A 17,769-nucleotide genomic window follows, 5' to 3' on the forward strand; every position below is an offset into this window, starting at 1 on the left:
TGCGCGGAGAGCGAACGATAGCGCTCACATCGATGCTCTGCCCCAGGTTTTGACCAGCCCGTTCATTCACTGTGTGGAAGACGTTTCGCGCATACTGGCTTATCGTGCTTGACCTCTCCCGCCGTGCCCTGCTGCTCTGGGCGGCTTCGCTGTTCGCCCTGTGCACCCTGATCGGGATCGCGGCGATCAACGCCTGGCCTCTGGTCTCGACGATCGACGATCTCGGCCGAGACGCGACGGAGGTGACCGCGGAGCACGCCTGGATGCTGAGCTTCTGGCACGTCGTCGAGGTGGGCACCGACTGGTACGTGATCGTCGGGGTCGCTCTCCTGGTCGCCGCCGGACTGTTCCGCAAGTACCCGCGGGCCGCGGTCTACGTGCTCGGCGTCGTGGCGGTCACCCTGGTCGTACGCCGCGGGGTGGTGCTCCTGGTCGACCGGGACAGGCCGTCGTGGCAGCTGATGTCGTGGTTCCACGAGTCACCGTCGTACCCGTCCGGTCATGCGACCGGCATCGCCGCCCTGGCCGGCGTGATCGCCGTGGTCGTGACGATGTTCGTACGCCGCCGCGGCATCCGCCGCCTCGCCTACGCCGGCCTCGCGCTGCTGGTCGTGCTCGTCGCGGCAGACCGGGTCTTCCTCGGCCGCCACTACCCCTCCGACGTGCTCGGTGGGATCGTCTTCGCCGCCGGCGCCGTCTTCCTCGGCATGGCGCTCCACACGCCGCTGCCCGCCTCCCACGCGCTGGGGCGCCGGCCGCTGATGGACTCGGTGCGGGGCAACCGCAACATCGCGGTCGTCCTCAACCCGATCAAGGTCGAGTCGGTCGAGCAGTTCAAGACCATGGTGAACGCGATGGCCGAGGAGTCCGGCTGGAAGACCCCGACCTGGCACCTGACCACGATCGAGGACCCCGGCACGGGGATGGCGCGCGCAGCCCAGGCTGAGGGCGCCGACCTGGTGCTCGTGTGTGGTGGCGACGGGACCGTACGCGAGGTCTGCTCCGCCCTGGCCGGCACCGGAATCGCGGTCGGGATCGTCCCAGGCGGCACCGGCAACCTGCTCGCCCGCAACCTCTCCATCCCGCTCTACATCCGTGCCGCGATCGACGTCGCGCTCACCGGGCAGGACCAGGCCATCGACCTGGTCGAGGTCTCGGGCGACAACCTCGAGGACACCAACTTCCTGGTCATGGCCGGGATGGGCTTTGACGCCGCGATCATGAGCGGCGTCAACGAGGACATCAAGAAGCGGATCGGCTGGATGGCCTACGTCCTCTCTGCTCTCAAGAGCCTGATGTTCCCGGCGATGCGGATGGAGATCTCCGTCGACGGCGGGGAGTTCACCAAGCACCGGGCGCGGACGGTCGTGGTCGGCAACGTCGGCTACCTCCAGGCGAACATGCCACTGCTGCCGGCGGCTGCGCTCGACGACGGGCTCGTCGACGTCGTACTGCTCTATCCGCAGCGGTTCTGGTCCTGGCTCCCGCTCGCGTTCCGGGTGCTGAGCAAGCGGCCGCGCACCGACAACCTGATCAACCGGATGACCGGCGCCAGCGTCGTGATCCGGACCAATCACGACCAGCCGCGCCAGCTCGACGGGGACACGATCTCCGAGGGGCGAGAGCTGCGGATGCAGTGTCTTCCCGGACGTCTGCTCGTCCGCGTGCCACGCTGAACAGCGGTCCCGTTTCGGTCCCGAATGTGAGCGACACGCAGTAGAGCAGAAAGTCCCAGTAATCAGGGCACAAAGTCCCGATTCAGGCGTGATTTCAGCACGTTTGGGATCGATTTCCATGCCTGGTCGAAGCGACTCGCGGGCACAGATGCGTTGTTGAGAAGTAAATATTCATAAGGTGTCTGACACGACTCGGCGTGAGCTGAGTCGGCGTCTTCGCGCCGGGATCAAGCCAGACTCCGGCCGACGACGTGGCATGACCCACACACTGGTCGGACATCCCCCGCGACCAGTGGTCGACTCCCGGGCCGTCCCACCCGCAGCCCGGGTTTTAAAACCGGCACGCTCGGAACGGTTCCCCCGCCACACCCGAGCGTGCCGGCGTCGTTTTGCCGGATCGCCGCTGTTGGATGAGCCGCTCGGGATCCTCGGATCAGCTCTTGGGCTTCGCCTGCTGCACAGCCTCGGCCTCCTCGGGCGACATCAGCTGGGACGACTTCCAACCGCTGATGCTCTTTGCGTACGACCTCGCCTCGGTGCGACCGTGGATCGAGGTCAGCACGACCCCGTCGCCGCTGTCGTCGAGCAGGGCCAGGCACCAGCTCAGGTGGCCACCGGCGTCTCCGAACGCGTCGAACCGCACCACCGCGAGGTGACGAAGGCTCATCGCCGACTCGGCGCGCAGGGCCGCGACCTCGGCACGCAGCCCGGCGACGTCGGTCGGCAGCGACTCGGCGTGGGCAGGATCGGGGCGACGTACGTCCTTCGTCTTCTGCCAGGCCGCTCCGGCGAGGGCCAGAGCGGCGATTGCTGTCAGCAGACTGAGAATTGCAAGAGCGAGCACATCGGGCGAATCTAGACTGTCGCTGTGTCCGAGCCACATCGCATCGCCTATCAGGGCGAACCAGGGTCCAACTCACACATGGTGTGCCAGCGGCACTACCCCGAGCTGGAGTCGGTGCCGTGCGCTTCGTTCGAGGACGTCTTCGCCAGCGTCGAGGCCGGTGAGGCGTCGCTGGCGATGATCCCCATCGACAACTCCCTGGCCGGGCGGGTCGCCGACATCCACCACTTCCTCCCCGAGTCCAACCTCCACATCATCGCCGAGCACTACCTGCGGATCCGGTTCCACCTGCTCGGCCTTCCCGGCGCCCCGCTCGACGGCATCCGCACGGTGCACTCCCACGTCCACGCGCTGGGCCAGTGCCGCAACATCATCCGGGAGCACGGGTTCACGCCGGTCGTCTCCGGTGACACCGCCGGTGCCGCACGCGAGGTGGTCGAGGCAGGCGACCCGACGATGGCCGCGATCTCCCCGCCGCTGGCCGCCTCGATCTACGGGCTCGACGTGCTCGCCACCGACATCGAGGACGCCGACCACAACACCACCCGTTTCGTCGTGCTCTCGCCCGACTTCATCCAGGCGCCTGTCGACATGGGTCCGGTGGTGACCTCGTTCATCTTCAACGTACGCAACATCCCGGCTGCCCTCTACAAGGCGCTCGGCGGCTTCGCGACCAACGGCGTCAACATGACCAAGCTGGAGTCCTACATGGTGGATGGGAAGTTCACCGCCACGCAGTTCCTCGCGGAGGTCGACGGTCACCCCGACCAGCCGGGGCTGAAGCGAGCCCTGGAGGAGCTGGCCTTCTTCACCACCGATGTCAAGCTGCTCGGGGTCTACCCCGCCGACCCGGCGCGGCTCTGAGCGGTGGCAGACAACGATCAGACCGCTGATCTCGGGTTCGCCCGCGTCGACCTCGACCGGGAGCGACGCACCGGCGACCCCGAGGTCGTGTACGCCGACGGCAAGACGCCCGAGCAGATCGTCGCAATCCTTCGTCGGCTGCACGAGGCACATCCCACGCGCGCGGTCCTGGCCACCCGGGTCTCCGTCGAGGCCGCAGCCCTGGTCGCGACCGAGCTGCCCACGGCGGTCCACGACGCCGAGGCCCGCGCTCTCACTCTCGGGCCGCTACCGACCCCGCACGGCCGGGTCTGCGTAGTCGCCGCCGGGACCACCGACGGTCCGGTCGCGGCCGAGGCCGCGCTGACGGCCCGGGTCCACGGCGCCGGGGTCGAGCGGATCACCGACGTCGGTGTCGCCGGGATCCACCGTCTGATGGCCGTACGCGATCGGCTCGAGGCCGCCGACTGCCTGATCGTCGTCGCTGGGATGGAGGGCGCGTTGCCCTCGGTCGTCGGCGGCCTGGTCGGGGTGCCGATGATCGGGGTGCCCACCTCGGTCGGCTACGGCGCTTCCTTCGGCGGGCTGGCCGCGCTGCTGGCGATGCTCAACTCGTGTGCTCCCGGCGTGACCGTGGTCAACATCGACAACGGCTACGGAGCCGGCGTCGCGGCTGCCCGGATCGCGCGGCGCGCGGGATGAAGGGCGCGGTGACCAGCAGGCTGGCCCGAGAAGTGGTCGAAGTGGGCCATCGCCGAGCGGCCAGGACGGCCCATTTCGACCAGTCCGCGAGGTGTTGATGAAGGTCTGGGTCGATGTGTCCTCCGGTGCGTCGGGCGACATGCTGCTCGGGGCGCTGGTCGGTGCCGGCGTACCGCTCTCGGTGATCACCTCGGCGGTCGACGCGGTCGCCCCGGAGCCGGTGCGTCTTGCGGCGGAGGCGGTGACGCGCGGGGCTCTCGCCGCCACCCGATGCCACGTCGAGATCGCTGACTCGGCCCACCACCGCACCTGGACGGACGTGCGCGCGCTGCTCGCCGGCGCCGCGCTCGACGCTTCCGTGCGAGATCTCGCGCTCCAGGTCTTCGAGCGGCTCGCGGTCGCCGAGGGTGCGGTCCACGGGATCCCGCCCGAGGAGGTGCACTTCCACGAGGTCGGGGCGCTGGACGCGATCGCGGACGTCGTGGGGGTCTGCGCCGGCTTCGCACACCTCGGCGCGACCGAGGTCGTGGTCTCGCCCGTCGCGGTCGGCTCCGGCTCGGTCCGGGCCGCTCACGGCGTCCTCCCGGTCCCGCCGCCGGCGGTGGCGCGGCTGCTGACCGGCATACCGTCCTTCGCGGGAGCTCCCGGACATCCAGCGATGGAGCTGTGCACTCCGACAGGCGCAGCCCTCCTGGCCACCCTCGCGACGGGCTACGGCCCTCAGCCGCCGATGACGACGCGGACGATCGGGGTCGGCGCCGGCAGCCGAGATCCGGAGGGCTGGTCGAACACCATCCGCCTGCTGATCGGCGACCCCGCGGCGCTGACGGGGGCAGAATCCCACCACGGCGGGAAAGTGCAGGCCCGGATCCAAGCTGAGACCGGAACTCTCCCTCCCGTGCGCGAAAGTGCGACGACCGAGCTCGTCATCGAGGCGAACATCGACGATCTCGATCCGCGGCTGCTCCCCAGGGCGATCGACGCGCTGCTCGCCGCCGGCGCCCGCGATGCCTGGCTCACGCCGATCCTGATGAAGAAGGGCCGGCCCGCCCACACGCTCCACGCCCTCGTCCCACACTCGGACGCCGAGGCTGTCCGGCGGGTGTTCTTCCGGGAGACCTCCACGATCGGCGTACGCGAGCACGAGGTCACCAAGCACGCCCTGCCCCGCGAGACGCTCACCGTGACCGTCGGCGGTCACCCGATCGCGGTCAAGGCTGCCCGTCTCGACGACGAGATCGTCAACCTGCAGCCCGAGTGGGACGACGTCGCCCGGGTCGCGACCGCGCTCGATCGGCCGGCGATCGACGTACTCGCCGAGGCCAAGGCGGCCGCACTCGCTTCACCGCTGGTCGAGCCGGATTCGTGAGGTACGAACGAATCCGTGTCGCGGCTCCGGCGGCTCGACCGACGGTTCAGGCGGGATGCGACGATATGGGCCGGACGTAAAGAACTGGAACGGAAACCCTGATGGACATCACCGTCATCGCCCTCGCCTTCGCCGCGATCTTCGTCGTCGAGCTGCCGGACAAGACGTTCCTGGCGACGCTGGTGCTGTCGACGAAGTACCGCCCGCTCTTCGTGTGGCTCGGCGTGGGCGCGGCGTTCGCGATCCAGACGCTCATCGCGGTCGCGATCGGCGGAGTGGCGACCCTCCTCCCGACCGACCTGATCCAGATCATCGCCGCCCTGCTCTTCTTCGGCGGCTCGATCCTGCTGTTCATCGAGGGGCGTCGCCACCACGGCATCGCGACCGTGGAGGACGGCAGCGAGTTCGCCGACAAGGCCAAGGACGTACGCGGCTTCCGCCAGGTCGTGGCCAGCTTCATGGTCCTCTTCGCGGCCGAGTGGGGCGACCTCTCCCAGTTGCTGAGCGTCTCGCTGGCGGCCCGCTACGACGAGCCGGTCTCGGTCTTCATCGGCTCCTGGGCCGCGCTGCTCACCGTGTCGGGGCTCGCGGTGCTGCTGGGACGTACGCTGCTCCGGTTCATCAAGCTGCACGTCCTGCACTACGTCGGAGCCGTGGTCTGCCTCGCCCTGGGCGTGCTGACCTTGGTCGAAGTGCTCACCTGAGAGCGATTCGCCTAGGCTGCCCGGCATGGTAGAACTTGGCGCCGACAGCGAGGTCGGACGACTGCGTACGGTAATGCTCCACCGCCCCGGCCGGGAGCTGACCCGGCTGACGCCGCGCAACAACGACAAGCTGCTCTTCGACGGTATCCCGTGGGTGAAGCGGGCACAGGACGAGCACGACGCCTTCGCGGCCGCGCTGCGAGAGCGCGACGTCGAGGTGCTCTACCTGACTGACCTGCTCACCGAGACCCTCGAGGTGCCCGAGGCCAGGCAGCGGGCGCTCGACAACGTGCTGGGTGCCCTCACGCTCGGTGACACGCTGCGGGCCTATCTGGTCGGTGCGCTCGACGACGCCGGCCCCGCCGAGCTGACCGACCACCTGACCGCCGGCATCCGCAACGACGAGGTCCGCGGCGGCCACGGTCTGGTCACCAGCCTGCTCGCCCACGACGACTTCCTGATCGACCCGCTCCCCAACCTGCTCTTCACCCGCGACTCGTCGGTGTGGATCCGTGACCGGGCCACGGTCACGTCGCTGGCGATGCCGGCGCGCAAGCGCGAGACCGCGCTCACCGAGCTGATCTACCAGTTCCACCCGCGCTTCCGCTCCAGCCCCCGCCTGCACGGCGCCCACCTCGAGCACGTCGAGGGCGGGGACGTGCTCCTCCTGGCTCCCGGCGTCGTCGCGGTCGGGGTCGGCGAGCGGACGACCCCCGCAGGGGCCGAGCGGCTCGCGCGGCAGGTCTTCGCGGAGGGTCTCGCCCACACCGTGCTCGCGGTGCCGATCGCGCAGGAGCGGGCGACGATGCACCTGGACACGATCGCCACGCTGGTGGACACCGACCAGATGGTGATCTACCCGAACGCGGTCGACTCGCTGGTGGCGTACGCCGTCACCCCGGCGGGCGACGACGGCCGGCTGAACATCGCGGCCCCTCGCCCGTTCCTCGAGGTCGCCGCCGAGGCGATGGGCATCGACAAGCTCCACCACGTCGACACCGGGCTCGACCCAGTCGCCGCCGAGCGCGAGCAGTGGGACGACGGCAACAACACCCTGGCGCTGGCACCGGGCGTGGTCGTCGGCTACGAGCGCAACACCCAGACCAACGGAGCCCTGGAGGCGGCCGGGATCGAAGTCATCGCCATCGCGGGCTCCGAGCTGGGCTCCGGTCGGGGCGGGCCGCGGTGCATGAGCTGCCCGATCGCCCGGGACCCGTTGCCCGCATAGCCTGGGCTTGGTGACTACACCGGCGGGTAACCCCTGTAGGCGAACATCGTTGAACTCTGTAACCGCCGTGACCTAGCGGCAGCCACCCCACAGCCGACCGAAGGAAAAACCTCGTGACCGAGTCGTTCTTCTCCACGTTCACGCCCAAGGAGATCGCGCACATCAGCGCCACCGGCACCCGCGTGCATCTGCCGGAGGGCTGGTCGCCGATCTGGGAGGACACCCCGCCGGACAAGGCCTACATCATCCTCGACGGCACCGTCTCGGTCCGCCGGGACAAGGAGGAGATCGCCCAGTGCGGTCCCGGTGACATCATCGGCGAGGCGGCGATCCTGCGCGGGTCCCTGCGCACGGCCTCCATCGTCGCGCTCACCCCGCTCGACCTGATCCACCTCAGTTCCGACAAGCTGCAGCAGCTCTCCGTCGAGATGCCGTCGTTCGCGAGAGCGCTGGAGAAGGTCGCCAAGGACAGGTTCGGCTCCTGACCCCTCCGACAGGCTCCGGAAACCACCTCGACGAGCAGGCCGACGAGAGCGCCGAGACGGGTCGCAGTCGCGAGGCCGACATCGAGCTGACCGAGGCGCTCGCCGTGGTGGAGGCGTTCGTCCTCGGCCAGACGCCGACGCTGACCCGCGCCGAGGTCGCGCGGGAGGCCGGCGTGCCCATGGAGGTCACCGAGGACCTGTGGCACCACCTCGGCTTCCCGCACGCGGGCGAGGACGAGGTCGCGTTCACCGAGTCCGATGTCGAGGCGCTGCGGATGTCCCATGAGCTCATCCGCCTCGGGGTCCTCAGCGAGGACCGGCAGGCTGCGCTCGTACGGACCTGGGGACGGTCCTACGCGCGCCTGGCCGAGTGGCAGACCTCCTTGCTGGCCGAGGTCGCCCGCGAGCGGGGCGGCGACGAGGTCGAGGACCTGCTCGCGCTGAGCGCGCAGGTGCTGCCACTGGTCGAGTCGCTGCAGGACTACGTCTGGCGCCGCCACCTGGTCAGCGCGGCGCGGCGGATGCTCACCGTCGCAGACGCGTCCGCGGTGCCGCTGGCGGTCGGCTTCCTCGACATCGTCGGCTACACCGCGCGCTCCAAACGGCTCACCGACAAGGAGCTCGTCGACTGGGTTGAGGAGTTCGAGGACACCTGCTCCGACGTCGTCGTCGAGCACGGTGGCCGGGTGATCAAATACCTGGGCGACGGGGTGTTCTTCACCTTCGAGGACGTCTCGGCCGCGGCCCGGACGGCGCTGGAGCTGGCCGCCCTCGGGGACGACCGCGACAGTCCGTTTCCGCACGTCAGAGCCGGGATATCGTACGGCGACGTGGTGCTCAGGCTCGGCGACGTCTTCGGCCCGACGGTCAACATCGCCGCGCGCCTCACGACCCTCGCCCGGCCCTCGTCGGTGGTCATCGACGAGAACGCCGCGGCCGCGCTCGAGGACGTCGACGGCTTCCGGGTCGAGAAGATGCGCCGTGCGAGCGTGAAGGGCTACTCCCGCCTGCAGGCGTTCCGGCTTCGCTCGCGGTCCGACTGAACGGTCCGACTGAACGGTCCGATCGAGCCTGGCCAGACTGAATCTGACCAGAAAGGTCGGGCCCGGACGGGTGCTCCCGCGCCAGGCTTGATAGCGAAAGGAGGACCACATGATCGGCACGCTCAACACCCTGGTCGACCTGGTCGAGGCAGAGCTCGACGACGGACTCGGCGGAGAGGTGGACGTGGCTCGGGTCGCCCGCGACCACGGCACCACGGAGTACCACCTGCGCCGGATGTTCTCGGCCCTGGCCGGGATGCCCCTGTCGGAGTACGTACGCCGCCGTCGGATGACCCTGGCCGCGGCAGACCTGGTGACAGGTGCCCCTGACCTTCTGGAGGTCGCGGTGCGCTACGGCTATGGCTCGACCGAGGCGTTCGGGCGCGCGTTCCGTGCTGTGCACGGTTCGGCTCCCGCCGACGTACGCCGATCCGGTGGTCCGCTACGCACACAATCCACGCTCAGGTTCCGCCTGAGCGTCGAAGGGAGCACCCCGATGGACGTCACCATCAACGACATGCCCGAGCTGCGGCTGGTCGGCCACGCCGCCAAGGTTCCGCTGATCTACGAAGGCGCGAACCCGCACATCCAGGCTCACATCGCCTCGATCGCACCCGAGGAGCACGGCCGGCTCAAGGAGCTCAACGACACCGACCCGCGCGGCATCCTCGCCGTCACCGACTCCCCGTCGCCCGATGCGCCGGAGGGTTCGATGATCACCTACCTGCACGGCGTCGCGGTGACGACGTCGGTCGAGGTGCCCGAGGGGCTCGACAGCATCACCGTGCCGGCCGGCGCCTGGGCGGTCTTCGCATCCAGCGGCCCGCACCCGGAGACGCTGCAGCGCCTCTGGGCATCGACCGCGACCGACTGGTTCCCGTCGAACCCGTGGCGACTCCGCCCCGGGCCCTCGGTCCTGCGCTACCTCGAGCTCACCGAGACGTACGCGTCCTGTGAGATCTGGATGCCGGTGGAGAAGTAACCGCCCGTCGGTCGAGCCGGATTCGTGAGGTACGAACGAATCCGTGTCGAGACCAACACTGTCGAATCGAGCGCCGATAGGACTGTGTTGGTCTCGACACGCCTCCGCCTAGCGGCTCCGGCGGCTCGACCAGCGGGTCAGCGGATCGTGACCTGCCGGTTGGCGAGCCCGGCACGAGCCGAGCGCACCTCGGGGGTGATCTCGGAGTCGTCGGCGAGGGTCTCGTCGAGCAGCTTCTTGAACGCCACCGCCGGCTCCTCGAGCGCCTCGGCGCCGGTGCCGACCGGTACGTCCCAGACGGGAGCGAGCAGGCCGTGGGCACGGAACATGCCGACGAAGCGGGCGTCGGGGACGATCACGTCGTCGCCGGCCACGTGCAGTCGGGCCAGCGCGGTCAGCAGAGCGTCCTCGGGCTCGGGCATCACCCAGCGGAGGTGCTCCTTGGAGCCGACGGAGGTCCAGTACGCCGCGTCGACCGAGGTCAGCCGCTCGGTCGGCAGCACCGACTCGTTGGCGTGCTCGAGCGCGTGCTCGAAGTCACCCTTGTCCTCGACGTCGCCGAGCCACCAGTCGAAGCCCTCGTGGACGGTGACGTCCAGGGACGAGTTGGTCACCAGGTCCTGCAGTCGAGGTCCGGCACCGGGAGCGGTGGTCAGGCCGAAGACGCCGGACTCACCAGCAGCACGCGCCTCGAGCGCCTGGACCAGCGCGGCAGCGACATCGCGAGAGACGTCGCCGTAGTTGTGCTGCACCTGCAGGCCGACCCAGACCTCGCCCGAGTCGCGCGACATCGCCGGCGCGGCGCCGGGCAGCAAGGTGCCCAGCGTGACCGGGGTCGACTCGTAGCCCTTCACTGTCAGCGACACGGTCGCCGACGGCACGAGCTCACGCAGCGCGACCAGGTCGCACTCGCCGGGCAGCCCCTCGAACGGGCGCCCCACGAAAGCACCCCCGGCCGCACCGTGGCATGCCTTGTAACGCTTGCCGGACCCGCACGGGCACGCCGCACGCGGGTTGGGACCGTCCGTCGGGGCCGCAGCCGCCTGACGGTTCTTCACTCGGGACTTCTTGGCCACGGCCAAACCCTAACCTGCCGGTGCCGTTCGACGTGTAACACGTCGTTCGTAGGTCTACTCGCCTTTTATAACGACCGGATAGACCCACGAACGACGTGTTACACGCGGGCTCAGCCGCCGAGCAGCCCCAACATGAACCCCGGCCGGTCGGTGATGACCGCCTTGACGCCGAGGTCGAGGCAGAGCTTGAGCTGTTCCTCGGTGTTCACGGTGTAGACGTGGAGGTTGCGGCCCTTCGAGGCCAACCGCCGGGCGAGCTTGGGGTGGGCGGCAAGCATGTCGATGCCGGCGCCGAGCCACCAGTCCGGGCCGATCGTGTGCCGCAGGAGCGACCAGTTGGCAGCGCGGTCGATGAGCTGGACGACCGGCACGCCCGGCGCCAACCGCTCCACCCGTTGCAGCGCGGTGAACGAGAAGCTCATCACCCGCACCGGGCTGTCCGGACCCGCCCAGCCGAAGTCGTTGAGCACGTCGACCAGCCTTCCCTCGGTCAGACCGCCGTAGCGCGTCGGGTGCTTGGTCTCGATGGCCATCTCGACGTGGCGGTCGTAGTCCCGCACGGTCCGCAGCAGCCGGTGGAGCGTGAGCACCCCGCGCTTGTCCCGATCGGGCGCCTCGTCCTGCCCGTCCCAGAACCCGTTCTTCCAGGCCGCGAAGTCGATCGCCTGCAGCTCGGCGAGCGTCATCTCCGAGACCAGCCCGCGTGCCCCGATGCGGCGCAGGTGACGGTCGTGGACACAGACGAGATGCCCGTCCATCGTCAGACGCACGTCGCACTCCAAGGCGTCGGCGCCCGCATCCAGAGCCGCGACGTACGCGGCCAGGGTGTGCTCCGCGATCTCATGACTGGCGCCGCGATGCGCGACCACCTGGGGCCTCATGTGGAGATTGTGGGCCATCGGGCAAGCCACGTCGCGCGACACGAGCGAGAAGCCACCGAGCCATGTCTCGCGAAGACACGGCCTAGAACGGGACGAGCTCGAAACGGCCGACCGCGACGAAGGCTGCCAGCGACCAGAAGACCAGGTCACCGGCAGCAGCGCCCCACTCCTTACGGATGATGCGGGTGGTCGTCGCGCCGGTCATCAGCAGAACCAGCCCGAGCGCGGCGAGCGGCACCAGCCAGGTGGCGGTCCCGGTCAGGGCCGGCAGGATCAGCCCGGCGGCGGCCAGCACCTTCATCACACCGATGACCTTGAGAAAGCCCGCTGGGAAGTCATCGGCGTAGTGCCACCCGTCGAAGGCGTTGCGAAACCTCTCCTTCGACAGGAGCAGCATCGCCAGTCCGCCGGCCAGGAAGCCAGCTGCCAGAAAGATCGTCACGATCCACAAGATGATGTTCATGCCAACCTGACGACGTACGCCGCCCGGCTGTGACATCGGTGGACGTCAGCGTGCGGGCATCAGCGCCCGCCGGTCACCCGCAGCGTCGTCGCGGTGACGTACGCGGCCCTGTCGCTCATCAGCCAGGCGACGGCCTCGGCGACCTCGTCGGGTGAGGACGCCCGGCCGAGCGGGATCTGGGGTGCCATCCGCGCGATCCGGCCGGGGTCGCCGGTGTTGGCGTGCATGTCGGTCTCGGTGAGGCCGGGAGCGACCGCGACCACCCGGATCCCCTGACCCGCGACCTCCAGACCGAGGCCCTTGGTGAGCGCGTCGATCCCGGCCTTGGCGGCGGCGTAGTGGACGTACTCTCCCGGTGACCCCAGGGTCGCGGCGCCGGAGGAGATGTTGACGATGACGCCACCGCTGCGCCCACTCTTGGCGAGCGCCGACACCGCTGCCCGGGCGACCAGCGTGGGACCGACCAGGTTGACGGCGTACGTCTTCCGGATCTCGTCCGCCGGGGTATCGACCAGGGGCGCGTAGCGGTAGGTCGCGCCGGCGTTGTTGACCACACCCGTGATCGGGCCGGCGGCCTCGAACAGGTCGGCGATCCCGTCGTCGGTGGTGATGTCGGCCTGGACGATCTCGCAGGAGACTCCGAGCGCCCGGATCTCGTCACGCGTCGCGACGGCAGAAGACTCGTCGGACAGGTAGCCGAGCACGAGCGAGTGGCCGTCGGCGGCCAGCCGGCGACCGACGGCGGCGCCGATCCCGCGGGTGCCTCCGGTGATGAGCGTTCGTTTCACACCCGAAGGTTGTCACGCAGCCGCCACGCCACCAACGCCAGTGCCAGGACGCCGGCGAGCGCCCATCCGGCCGGGTAGTGCACCGCGGGCTCGTTCCAGCGCTCGTGGAAGTAGACCAGGTGCGAGGAGAGCAGGCCGGCGTCGACGGAGCGGCCCTCCTGGATGAGTACGCCGATGGCGACCAGCACCGTCAGCAGGGTCTGCATCGCCCAGCCGAGGATCCAGGCGGGCACCCATGCGACGACGTCGACGGCGCGGCGTACCGAGGTCACCAGCACGGTCACCAGCGCAGCCGCGAGCAGCGCATCGATGACCGACGACGGCAGGTCGCCGGAGAGCATCCCGTCGAGCCAGAGGGGTACGCAGACGGCCGGTGCGGCCAGCATCGGAGCCCGCAGGACGTACGGCCCGAGACTTGCGGCGATCCCGGCGATCAGACCAGCGGCCGTCGTGATCGCGGCGACGGCGATCAGCTGGGTCGCCGTCGACGGGTTGGCCGCCGCCGGGCCCGCGGCGAACGTCAGGCCGAGGTACGCCGCGCCCACGACCCCGACGCCGGCGAGGGCCGCGCTGAGCAGCCGGCGGTCCGGACGGAGCCCGGCCGCGAGCCCGGCCGCGAGCCCACCGAGCGCCGCGGCGAGCAGCGTGAACGAGACCAGCTCGGCGACCATCGGGGCGAGCAGGAGCGGCTGCGGTTGGACGATCTGCGGCAGGAACCCGACGCCCCAACCCGCGGCCGCGACCAGCGGAACCATCCACAGACGCGTCCGTTCAGTCATGTCCTCCACGCTGACATGCGCAGGATGAGACCACGCGGCGAAGCGGGAAACACCAGCCCAACGTCAGGTTGCCCGGCCGTTGACGATCCCCATCGTGGGGGACTGATTTCTGATTGAGGGGGCATCAAACCGGAATACCTGGGTAGGCTCGGGGACGACACGTACCCCACGCGTGGAAGAGGTGAGACAGGCGTGACCAAAGCAGCCCGACGAAGGTCGGGAAGAAGCTCGGCCAGAAGCATCAGCACTGCGGCGCTGGTCAGTATCGGGCCTCGGGCCGTTGCCGCCGTCGCGCTGACCGCTGCCTTCGCCGTCCTGGCCCCAAACGAGGGAAGCCTCGACACCGGCCACCAGCGGCCCGAGCTGCCTGACCCCGGCACCCTGCAGGACCCCCTCGGCATCTCCGGCGGTCTGGGCGGCGTGAAGAACCTGACTCCGACCGACGCGGTGAAGCTGGCCGCCAACGCCGAGGAGCTGTCGATCCCGCCGGTCGCCCTGGCTGCGTACCAGCGCTCGTCGACCGTGCTCAACGACGCCGACGCCTCCTGCCGCCTCGACTGGGCGCTGGTCGCCGCGATCGGCATGGTCGAGAGCAACCACGGCCGCTTCGGCAGCAGCGAGCTCAACGCCCACGGTCTCGCCGTCCCCGCGATCATCGGCCCGCAGCTCAACGGCGCCGGCAACTACGCGGCGATCCACGACACCGACAACGGCCTCTACGACCGCGACACGGTCTATGACCACGCGGTCGGCCCGATGCAGTTCATCCCCTCCACCTGGACCTACGCGGGTGCCGACGGCGACGGCGACAACCGCCGCGACCCGCAGGACATCGACGATGCCGCCGTCGCCACGGCGGCGTTCCTGTGCGCCGGCACCGAGGACGTCAGCACCACTTCCGGCGCCAACGCCGCGGTCTACCGCTACAACCAGAGCGACACGTACGTCGAGGCCGTGCAGAAGATCGCCGGCCAATACCGCAACGGGGAGTTCCCGGGCTCGCCGAACGTGGACGGCGGATCGCCGTTGTCCACGAGGCCCACCGCGTCCCCGCTGCCGCGCACCCCGAACACTGTCGCGCCGACGCCGAAGTCGGAGGCCAAGACCGCTCCCACGGCCGCTGCCAAGCCTCCTGCTCCTGCTCCGACCCCCACACCTGCTCCGAGCAAGCCCGCGGACACCGACGACACGGATCCGGACACCGGAACCGGCGGTTCGGCGGGCGAAGGCGAGACGACGAAGCCGACCCCCACGCCGACCCCGACTCCCGCGGACCCGCCCACGTCCGAGGAGCCGGATCCAGAGCCGGAGCCGGAGCCCACGGTCGAGAGCCGATGCGAAGAGGCCGTCACCAACACTTACCCAGACCTCAAGCCGGATGACGAGACCTACACCTCGGTGGTCAACGACTGCGTCACCCACTTCAACGGCACGGTTCCCACGTTGGAGGAAGCCGAGGACTACGTGCGGGGCCTTCGTGAGGACCCGGCGTGGAAGGACAAGCTGCCGGAGCCGACGCCAGACAACGACGAGGTCTCGCCGGAAGGCGCCGAGACGGAGTCTTCCGGCGAGGCGTCGCCGACCACCTCGCCGGAAGAGTGATCTAGATCAGCTGACCTTGATCACCGTCTTGCCGAAGTTCTGACCCCGGAGCATCCGGTTGAACGCGGCAGGCGCGTTCTCGAGGCCCTCGGTGATGTCCTCGCGGTAGCGGAGCCTGCCGTCGGCCAGCCAGCCGGCCGCGTCGGAGAGGAAGTTCTGCTCGTGGTCGCGGACGAACTCGGTCTGGATGAAACCCCTGATCAGCAGCGACTTGTTGAGCACATGCCGCATCAACCCAGGCGCCCGGTCGGGCCCCTCGGGAGCGGCGGTGTCGTTGTAGTGCGCGACGATCCCGCAGACCGGCACCCGAGCGAACTTGTTGAGCCGCGGCAGCACCGCGTTCCACACATGGCCACCGACGTTCTCGAAGTAGACGTCGATCCCGTCCGGAACCGCCGCCTTCAGCTGGTCCTTGAAGTCGGGCGCGCGGTGGTCCAGCGCGGCGTCGAAGCCGAGCTCGGTCAGATGCTCGACCTTCTCCGGGCCGCCGGCGATCCCCACCGCACGGCAGCCGAGGATCTTCGCGATCTGTCCGACCGTGGCTCCCACGGGTCCGGTCGCCGCAGCCACCACGACGGTCTCGCCGGGCTGCGGCCGGCCGATCTGCGTCAGCCCCGCGTACGCCGTGAACCCGGGCATCCCCAGCACCCCCAGCGCGGTCGAGACCGGGGCGACGGCCGGGTCGAGCCGGCGGGTGTGCGCCGCCGGCGCGGTCGAGTAGGACTGCCAGCCTCCGTACGCCAGCACGACATCGCCCACCTGCCGCGACGGGTCGCGCGACTCCACGACCTCGGCGACCGTGGCGCCGGGCAGCACGTCGCCCAGTGCGGTCGGCGCGGCGTACGACGGCGCGTCACTCATCCGTCCACGCATGTAGGGGTCGAGCGAGAGGAACTGCGTACGCAGCAGCACCTCTCCTTCCCCGGGCGTGGGCACCTCGGAGGTGACGATCGAGAAGTCCTCGGGGGTCGGCTCACCGACCGGGCGGGCGCGGAGCAGGGTCTGGGTGTTCGTGTCGGTCATCCAGCCATGGTGCCGCACTGCCGGGCAGGTTCGCTCGGCTACGGTCCTGAGGACCACAGACCTGCCCGACCCGTCAGGACGTGGGAATGCTTCTGTTCGCTTTCCTGTTCTGGCAGGCTGAGGTCCTTGAGCAACGGCGTCCGCAGGTGGAGAACGAAAGACAGGAGCGGTGGCTGTGATCGAGTTCGAGAGCGTGACCAAGCGCTATCCGGACGGCACCGTTGCGGTGGGAGACCTCTCCTTGAAGGTCGAGACCGGGCAGATCACCGTCTTCGTCGGGCCCTCGGGATGCGGTAAGACGACGGCCCTGCGGATGATCAACCGGATGATCCAGCCGACCGCCGGCCGAGTCCTGATCGACGGCGCAGACGTCACCGCCCGCCCGGAGGCGGAGCTGCGACGCGAGATCGGCTATGTGATCCAGGGCGCCGGGCTCTTTCCGCACCGCACCGTCCTCGACAACATCGCGACGGTCCCGATCCTGCAGGGCGTCACCCGACGGGACGCACGCTCGAGCGCCCTCGGGCTGCTCGAACGCGTCGGGCTCCCGGCCAACCTCGGCGAGCGCTACCCGTCCCAGCTCTCGGGCGGCCAGCAGCAGCGCGTCGGCGTCGCCCGCGCCCTCGCCGCCGACCCGCCGGTGCTCCTGATGGACGAGCCGTTCTCCGCCGTCGACCCGGTCGTGCGCGACGATCTCCAGCAGGAGCTGCTCCGGCTCCAGGGCGAGCTCGGCAAGACGATCGTCCTGGTCACCCACGACATCGACGAGGCGATCCGGCTCGGTGACGAGGTGGCCGTCTTCGCGCAGGGCGCTCGCCTGGCCCAGTTCGCCCCACCGGCCGACCTCCTCGCCGCGCCCGCCGACGACTTCGTCGCCGCGCTCGTGGGTCGCGACCGCGGCTTTCGCGGCCTCGGGTTCACCGACGGGAACGAGATCGCGCTCAGGCCCATCGACCACGACGTCGACGGCCTCGCCCTCGAGGTCGACCCCGACGGCCGGCCGCTGGGATGGCGCGGCACCGACGGGCTCCTCCCGACCGAGGGCACCTTCCGTGAAGGCGCCAACCTGCGTACGGTCACCGACCTGGTCATCCTCTCGCCCGCGGGCGCCGCGGTGCGGGTCGATGCCGAGGGCCGTGCCGACGGGCTGGTCCTGCTCGAGGACCTTGCCGGCAGCGTACGCACCCAGCAGCGGGAGCGGCTGACGGCGCTGGCCACGGCGGAGGACGCCGGGTGAGCGAGCGCAAGCGAGCGAACCAGACGATCATCACGTCGCCGCGT

Annotated in this window: 18 protein-coding genes; 11 read left to right on the forward strand and 7 right to left on the reverse strand. The window is 69.8% G+C overall.

The window, feature by feature from the left end; genetic code table 11:
• The first annotated feature begins 104 nt into the window (after positions 1 to 104).
• Positions 105 to 1,676 carry a bifunctional phosphatase PAP2/diacylglycerol kinase family protein gene (locus tag H5T77_RS14530; protein ID WP_292650380.1) on the forward strand — a complete coding sequence of 524 codons (1,572 nt, stop codon included), beginning with the start codon at positions 105 to 107 and terminating at the stop codon, positions 1,674 to 1,676.
• Positions 1,677 to 2,109: 433 nt separating this feature from the next.
• Here H5T77_RS14530 and H5T77_RS14535 read toward each other — a convergent pair whose 3' ends face one another.
• On the reverse strand, positions 2,110 to 2,520 hold the full coding sequence (locus H5T77_RS14535) for a DUF4446 family protein (RefSeq protein WP_292650381.1): 411 nt from the start codon (positions 2,518 to 2,520) through the stop codon (positions 2,110 to 2,112).
• 24 nt (positions 2,521 to 2,544) lie between these two features.
• Between H5T77_RS14535 and H5T77_RS14540 the strand changes: the two genes are divergently transcribed.
• The 8 genes from H5T77_RS14540 (at position 2,545) to H5T77_RS14575 (ending at position 9,876) form a co-directional block, all read left to right on the forward strand.
• Positions 2,545 to 3,384 (forward strand): prephenate dehydratase, encoded by an 840-nt coding sequence (locus H5T77_RS14540; RefSeq protein ID WP_292650383.1) that lies wholly within the window; start codon positions 2,545 to 2,547, stop codon positions 3,382 to 3,384.
• 3 nt (positions 3,385 to 3,387) lie between these two features.
• A complete protein-coding gene (gene larB / locus H5T77_RS14545; RefSeq protein WP_292650385.1) occupies positions 3,388 to 4,065 on the forward strand; it encodes a nickel pincer cofactor biosynthesis protein LarB in 678 nt (225 codons plus the stop codon).
• A 97-nt stretch (positions 4,066 to 4,162) separates the two neighbouring features.
• The gene (gene larC / locus H5T77_RS14550; RefSeq protein ID WP_292650387.1) at positions 4,163 to 5,434 is read left to right on the forward strand and encodes a nickel pincer cofactor biosynthesis protein LarC; all 1,272 of its coding nucleotides are present in this window, start codon (positions 4,163 to 4,165) and stop codon (positions 5,432 to 5,434) included.
• Between the two features lie 101 nt (positions 5,435 to 5,535).
• The gene (locus H5T77_RS14555) at positions 5,536 to 6,138 is read left to right on the forward strand and encodes a TMEM165/GDT1 family protein (protein WP_292650389.1); all 603 of its coding nucleotides are present in this window, start codon (positions 5,536 to 5,538) and stop codon (positions 6,136 to 6,138) included.
• A gap of 25 nt (positions 6,139 to 6,163) precedes the next feature.
• Positions 6,164 to 7,366, forward strand: a complete 1,203-nt coding sequence (locus H5T77_RS14560) for an arginine deiminase (RefSeq protein WP_292650390.1) — start codon at positions 6,164 to 6,166, stop codon at positions 7,364 to 7,366.
• 113 nt (positions 7,367 to 7,479) lie between these two features.
• Complete coding sequence (locus tag H5T77_RS14565; protein WP_292650392.1) at positions 7,480 to 7,851, forward strand: Crp/Fnr family transcriptional regulator; 372 nt, start codon at positions 7,480 to 7,482, stop codon at positions 7,849 to 7,851.
• 104 nt (positions 7,852 to 7,955) lie between these two features.
• Positions 7,956 to 8,894 carry an adenylate/guanylate cyclase domain-containing protein gene (locus tag H5T77_RS14570; RefSeq protein ID WP_292650393.1) on the forward strand — a complete coding sequence of 313 codons (939 nt, stop codon included), beginning with the start codon at positions 7,956 to 7,958 and terminating at the stop codon, positions 8,892 to 8,894.
• Between the two features lie 109 nt (positions 8,895 to 9,003).
• Positions 9,004 to 9,876 carry an AraC family transcriptional regulator gene (locus tag H5T77_RS14575; protein ID WP_292650395.1) on the forward strand — a complete coding sequence of 291 codons (873 nt, stop codon included), beginning with the start codon at positions 9,004 to 9,006 and terminating at the stop codon, positions 9,874 to 9,876.
• A gap of 137 nt (positions 9,877 to 10,013) precedes the next feature.
• Here the strand turns inward: H5T77_RS14575 and H5T77_RS14580 are convergent, their stop codons facing one another.
• The 5 genes from H5T77_RS14580 to H5T77_RS14600 form a co-directional block, all read right to left on the reverse strand.
• Positions 10,014 to 10,952: a DUF5926 family protein gene (locus H5T77_RS14580; RefSeq protein ID WP_292650397.1), complete on the reverse strand. Its 939-nt coding sequence runs from the start codon at positions 10,950 to 10,952 to the stop codon at positions 10,014 to 10,016.
• Positions 10,953 to 11,062: 110 nt separating this feature from the next.
• On the reverse strand, positions 11,063 to 11,833 hold the full coding sequence (locus H5T77_RS14585; RefSeq protein WP_292650399.1) for a glycerophosphodiester phosphodiesterase family protein: 771 nt from the start codon (positions 11,831 to 11,833) through the stop codon (positions 11,063 to 11,065).
• An 82-nt stretch (positions 11,834 to 11,915) separates the two neighbouring features.
• The gene (locus H5T77_RS14590; protein WP_292650401.1) at positions 11,916 to 12,296 is read right to left on the reverse strand and encodes a DoxX family protein; all 381 of its coding nucleotides are present in this window, start codon (positions 12,294 to 12,296) and stop codon (positions 11,916 to 11,918) included.
• A 59-nt stretch (positions 12,297 to 12,355) separates the two neighbouring features.
• Positions 12,356 to 13,084, reverse strand: a complete 729-nt coding sequence (locus tag H5T77_RS14595; protein ID WP_292650402.1) for an SDR family NAD(P)-dependent oxidoreductase — start codon at positions 13,082 to 13,084, stop codon at positions 12,356 to 12,358.
• Positions 13,081 to 13,863 (reverse strand): hypothetical protein, encoded by a 783-nt coding sequence (locus H5T77_RS14600; RefSeq protein WP_292650404.1) that lies wholly within the window; start codon positions 13,861 to 13,863, stop codon positions 13,081 to 13,083. Before H5T77_RS14600 ends, H5T77_RS14595 begins: the two co-directional genes overlap by 4 nt.
• Positions 13,864 to 14,055: 192 nt before the next feature.
• Here H5T77_RS14600 and H5T77_RS14605 point away from each other — a divergent pair, with 192 nt between their 5' ends.
• Positions 14,056 to 15,465 carry a lytic transglycosylase domain-containing protein gene (locus H5T77_RS14605; RefSeq protein WP_292650406.1) on the forward strand — a complete coding sequence of 470 codons (1,410 nt, stop codon included), beginning with the start codon at positions 14,056 to 14,058 and terminating at the stop codon, positions 15,463 to 15,465.
• Positions 15,466 to 15,471: 6 nt separating this feature from the next.
• On the opposite strand, the gene H5T77_RS14610 is transcribed toward H5T77_RS14605, so the two are convergent.
• Positions 15,472 to 16,488 (reverse strand): NADP-dependent oxidoreductase, encoded by a 1,017-nt coding sequence (locus tag H5T77_RS14610; RefSeq protein ID WP_292650408.1) that lies wholly within the window; start codon positions 16,486 to 16,488, stop codon positions 15,472 to 15,474.
• Positions 16,489 to 16,663: 175 nt separating this feature from the next.
• Between H5T77_RS14610 and H5T77_RS14615 the strand changes: the two genes are divergently transcribed.
• The gene (locus H5T77_RS14615) at positions 16,664 to 17,725 is read left to right on the forward strand and encodes an ABC transporter ATP-binding protein (protein WP_292650410.1); all 1,062 of its coding nucleotides are present in this window, start codon (positions 16,664 to 16,666) and stop codon (positions 17,723 to 17,725) included.
• Positions 17,726 to 17,769: the final 44 nt, after the last annotated feature.

It is taken from the genome of Nocardioides sp., assembly GCF_014360585.1.
GTDB lineage: Bacteria > Actinomycetota > Actinomycetes > Propionibacteriales > Nocardioidaceae > Nocardioides.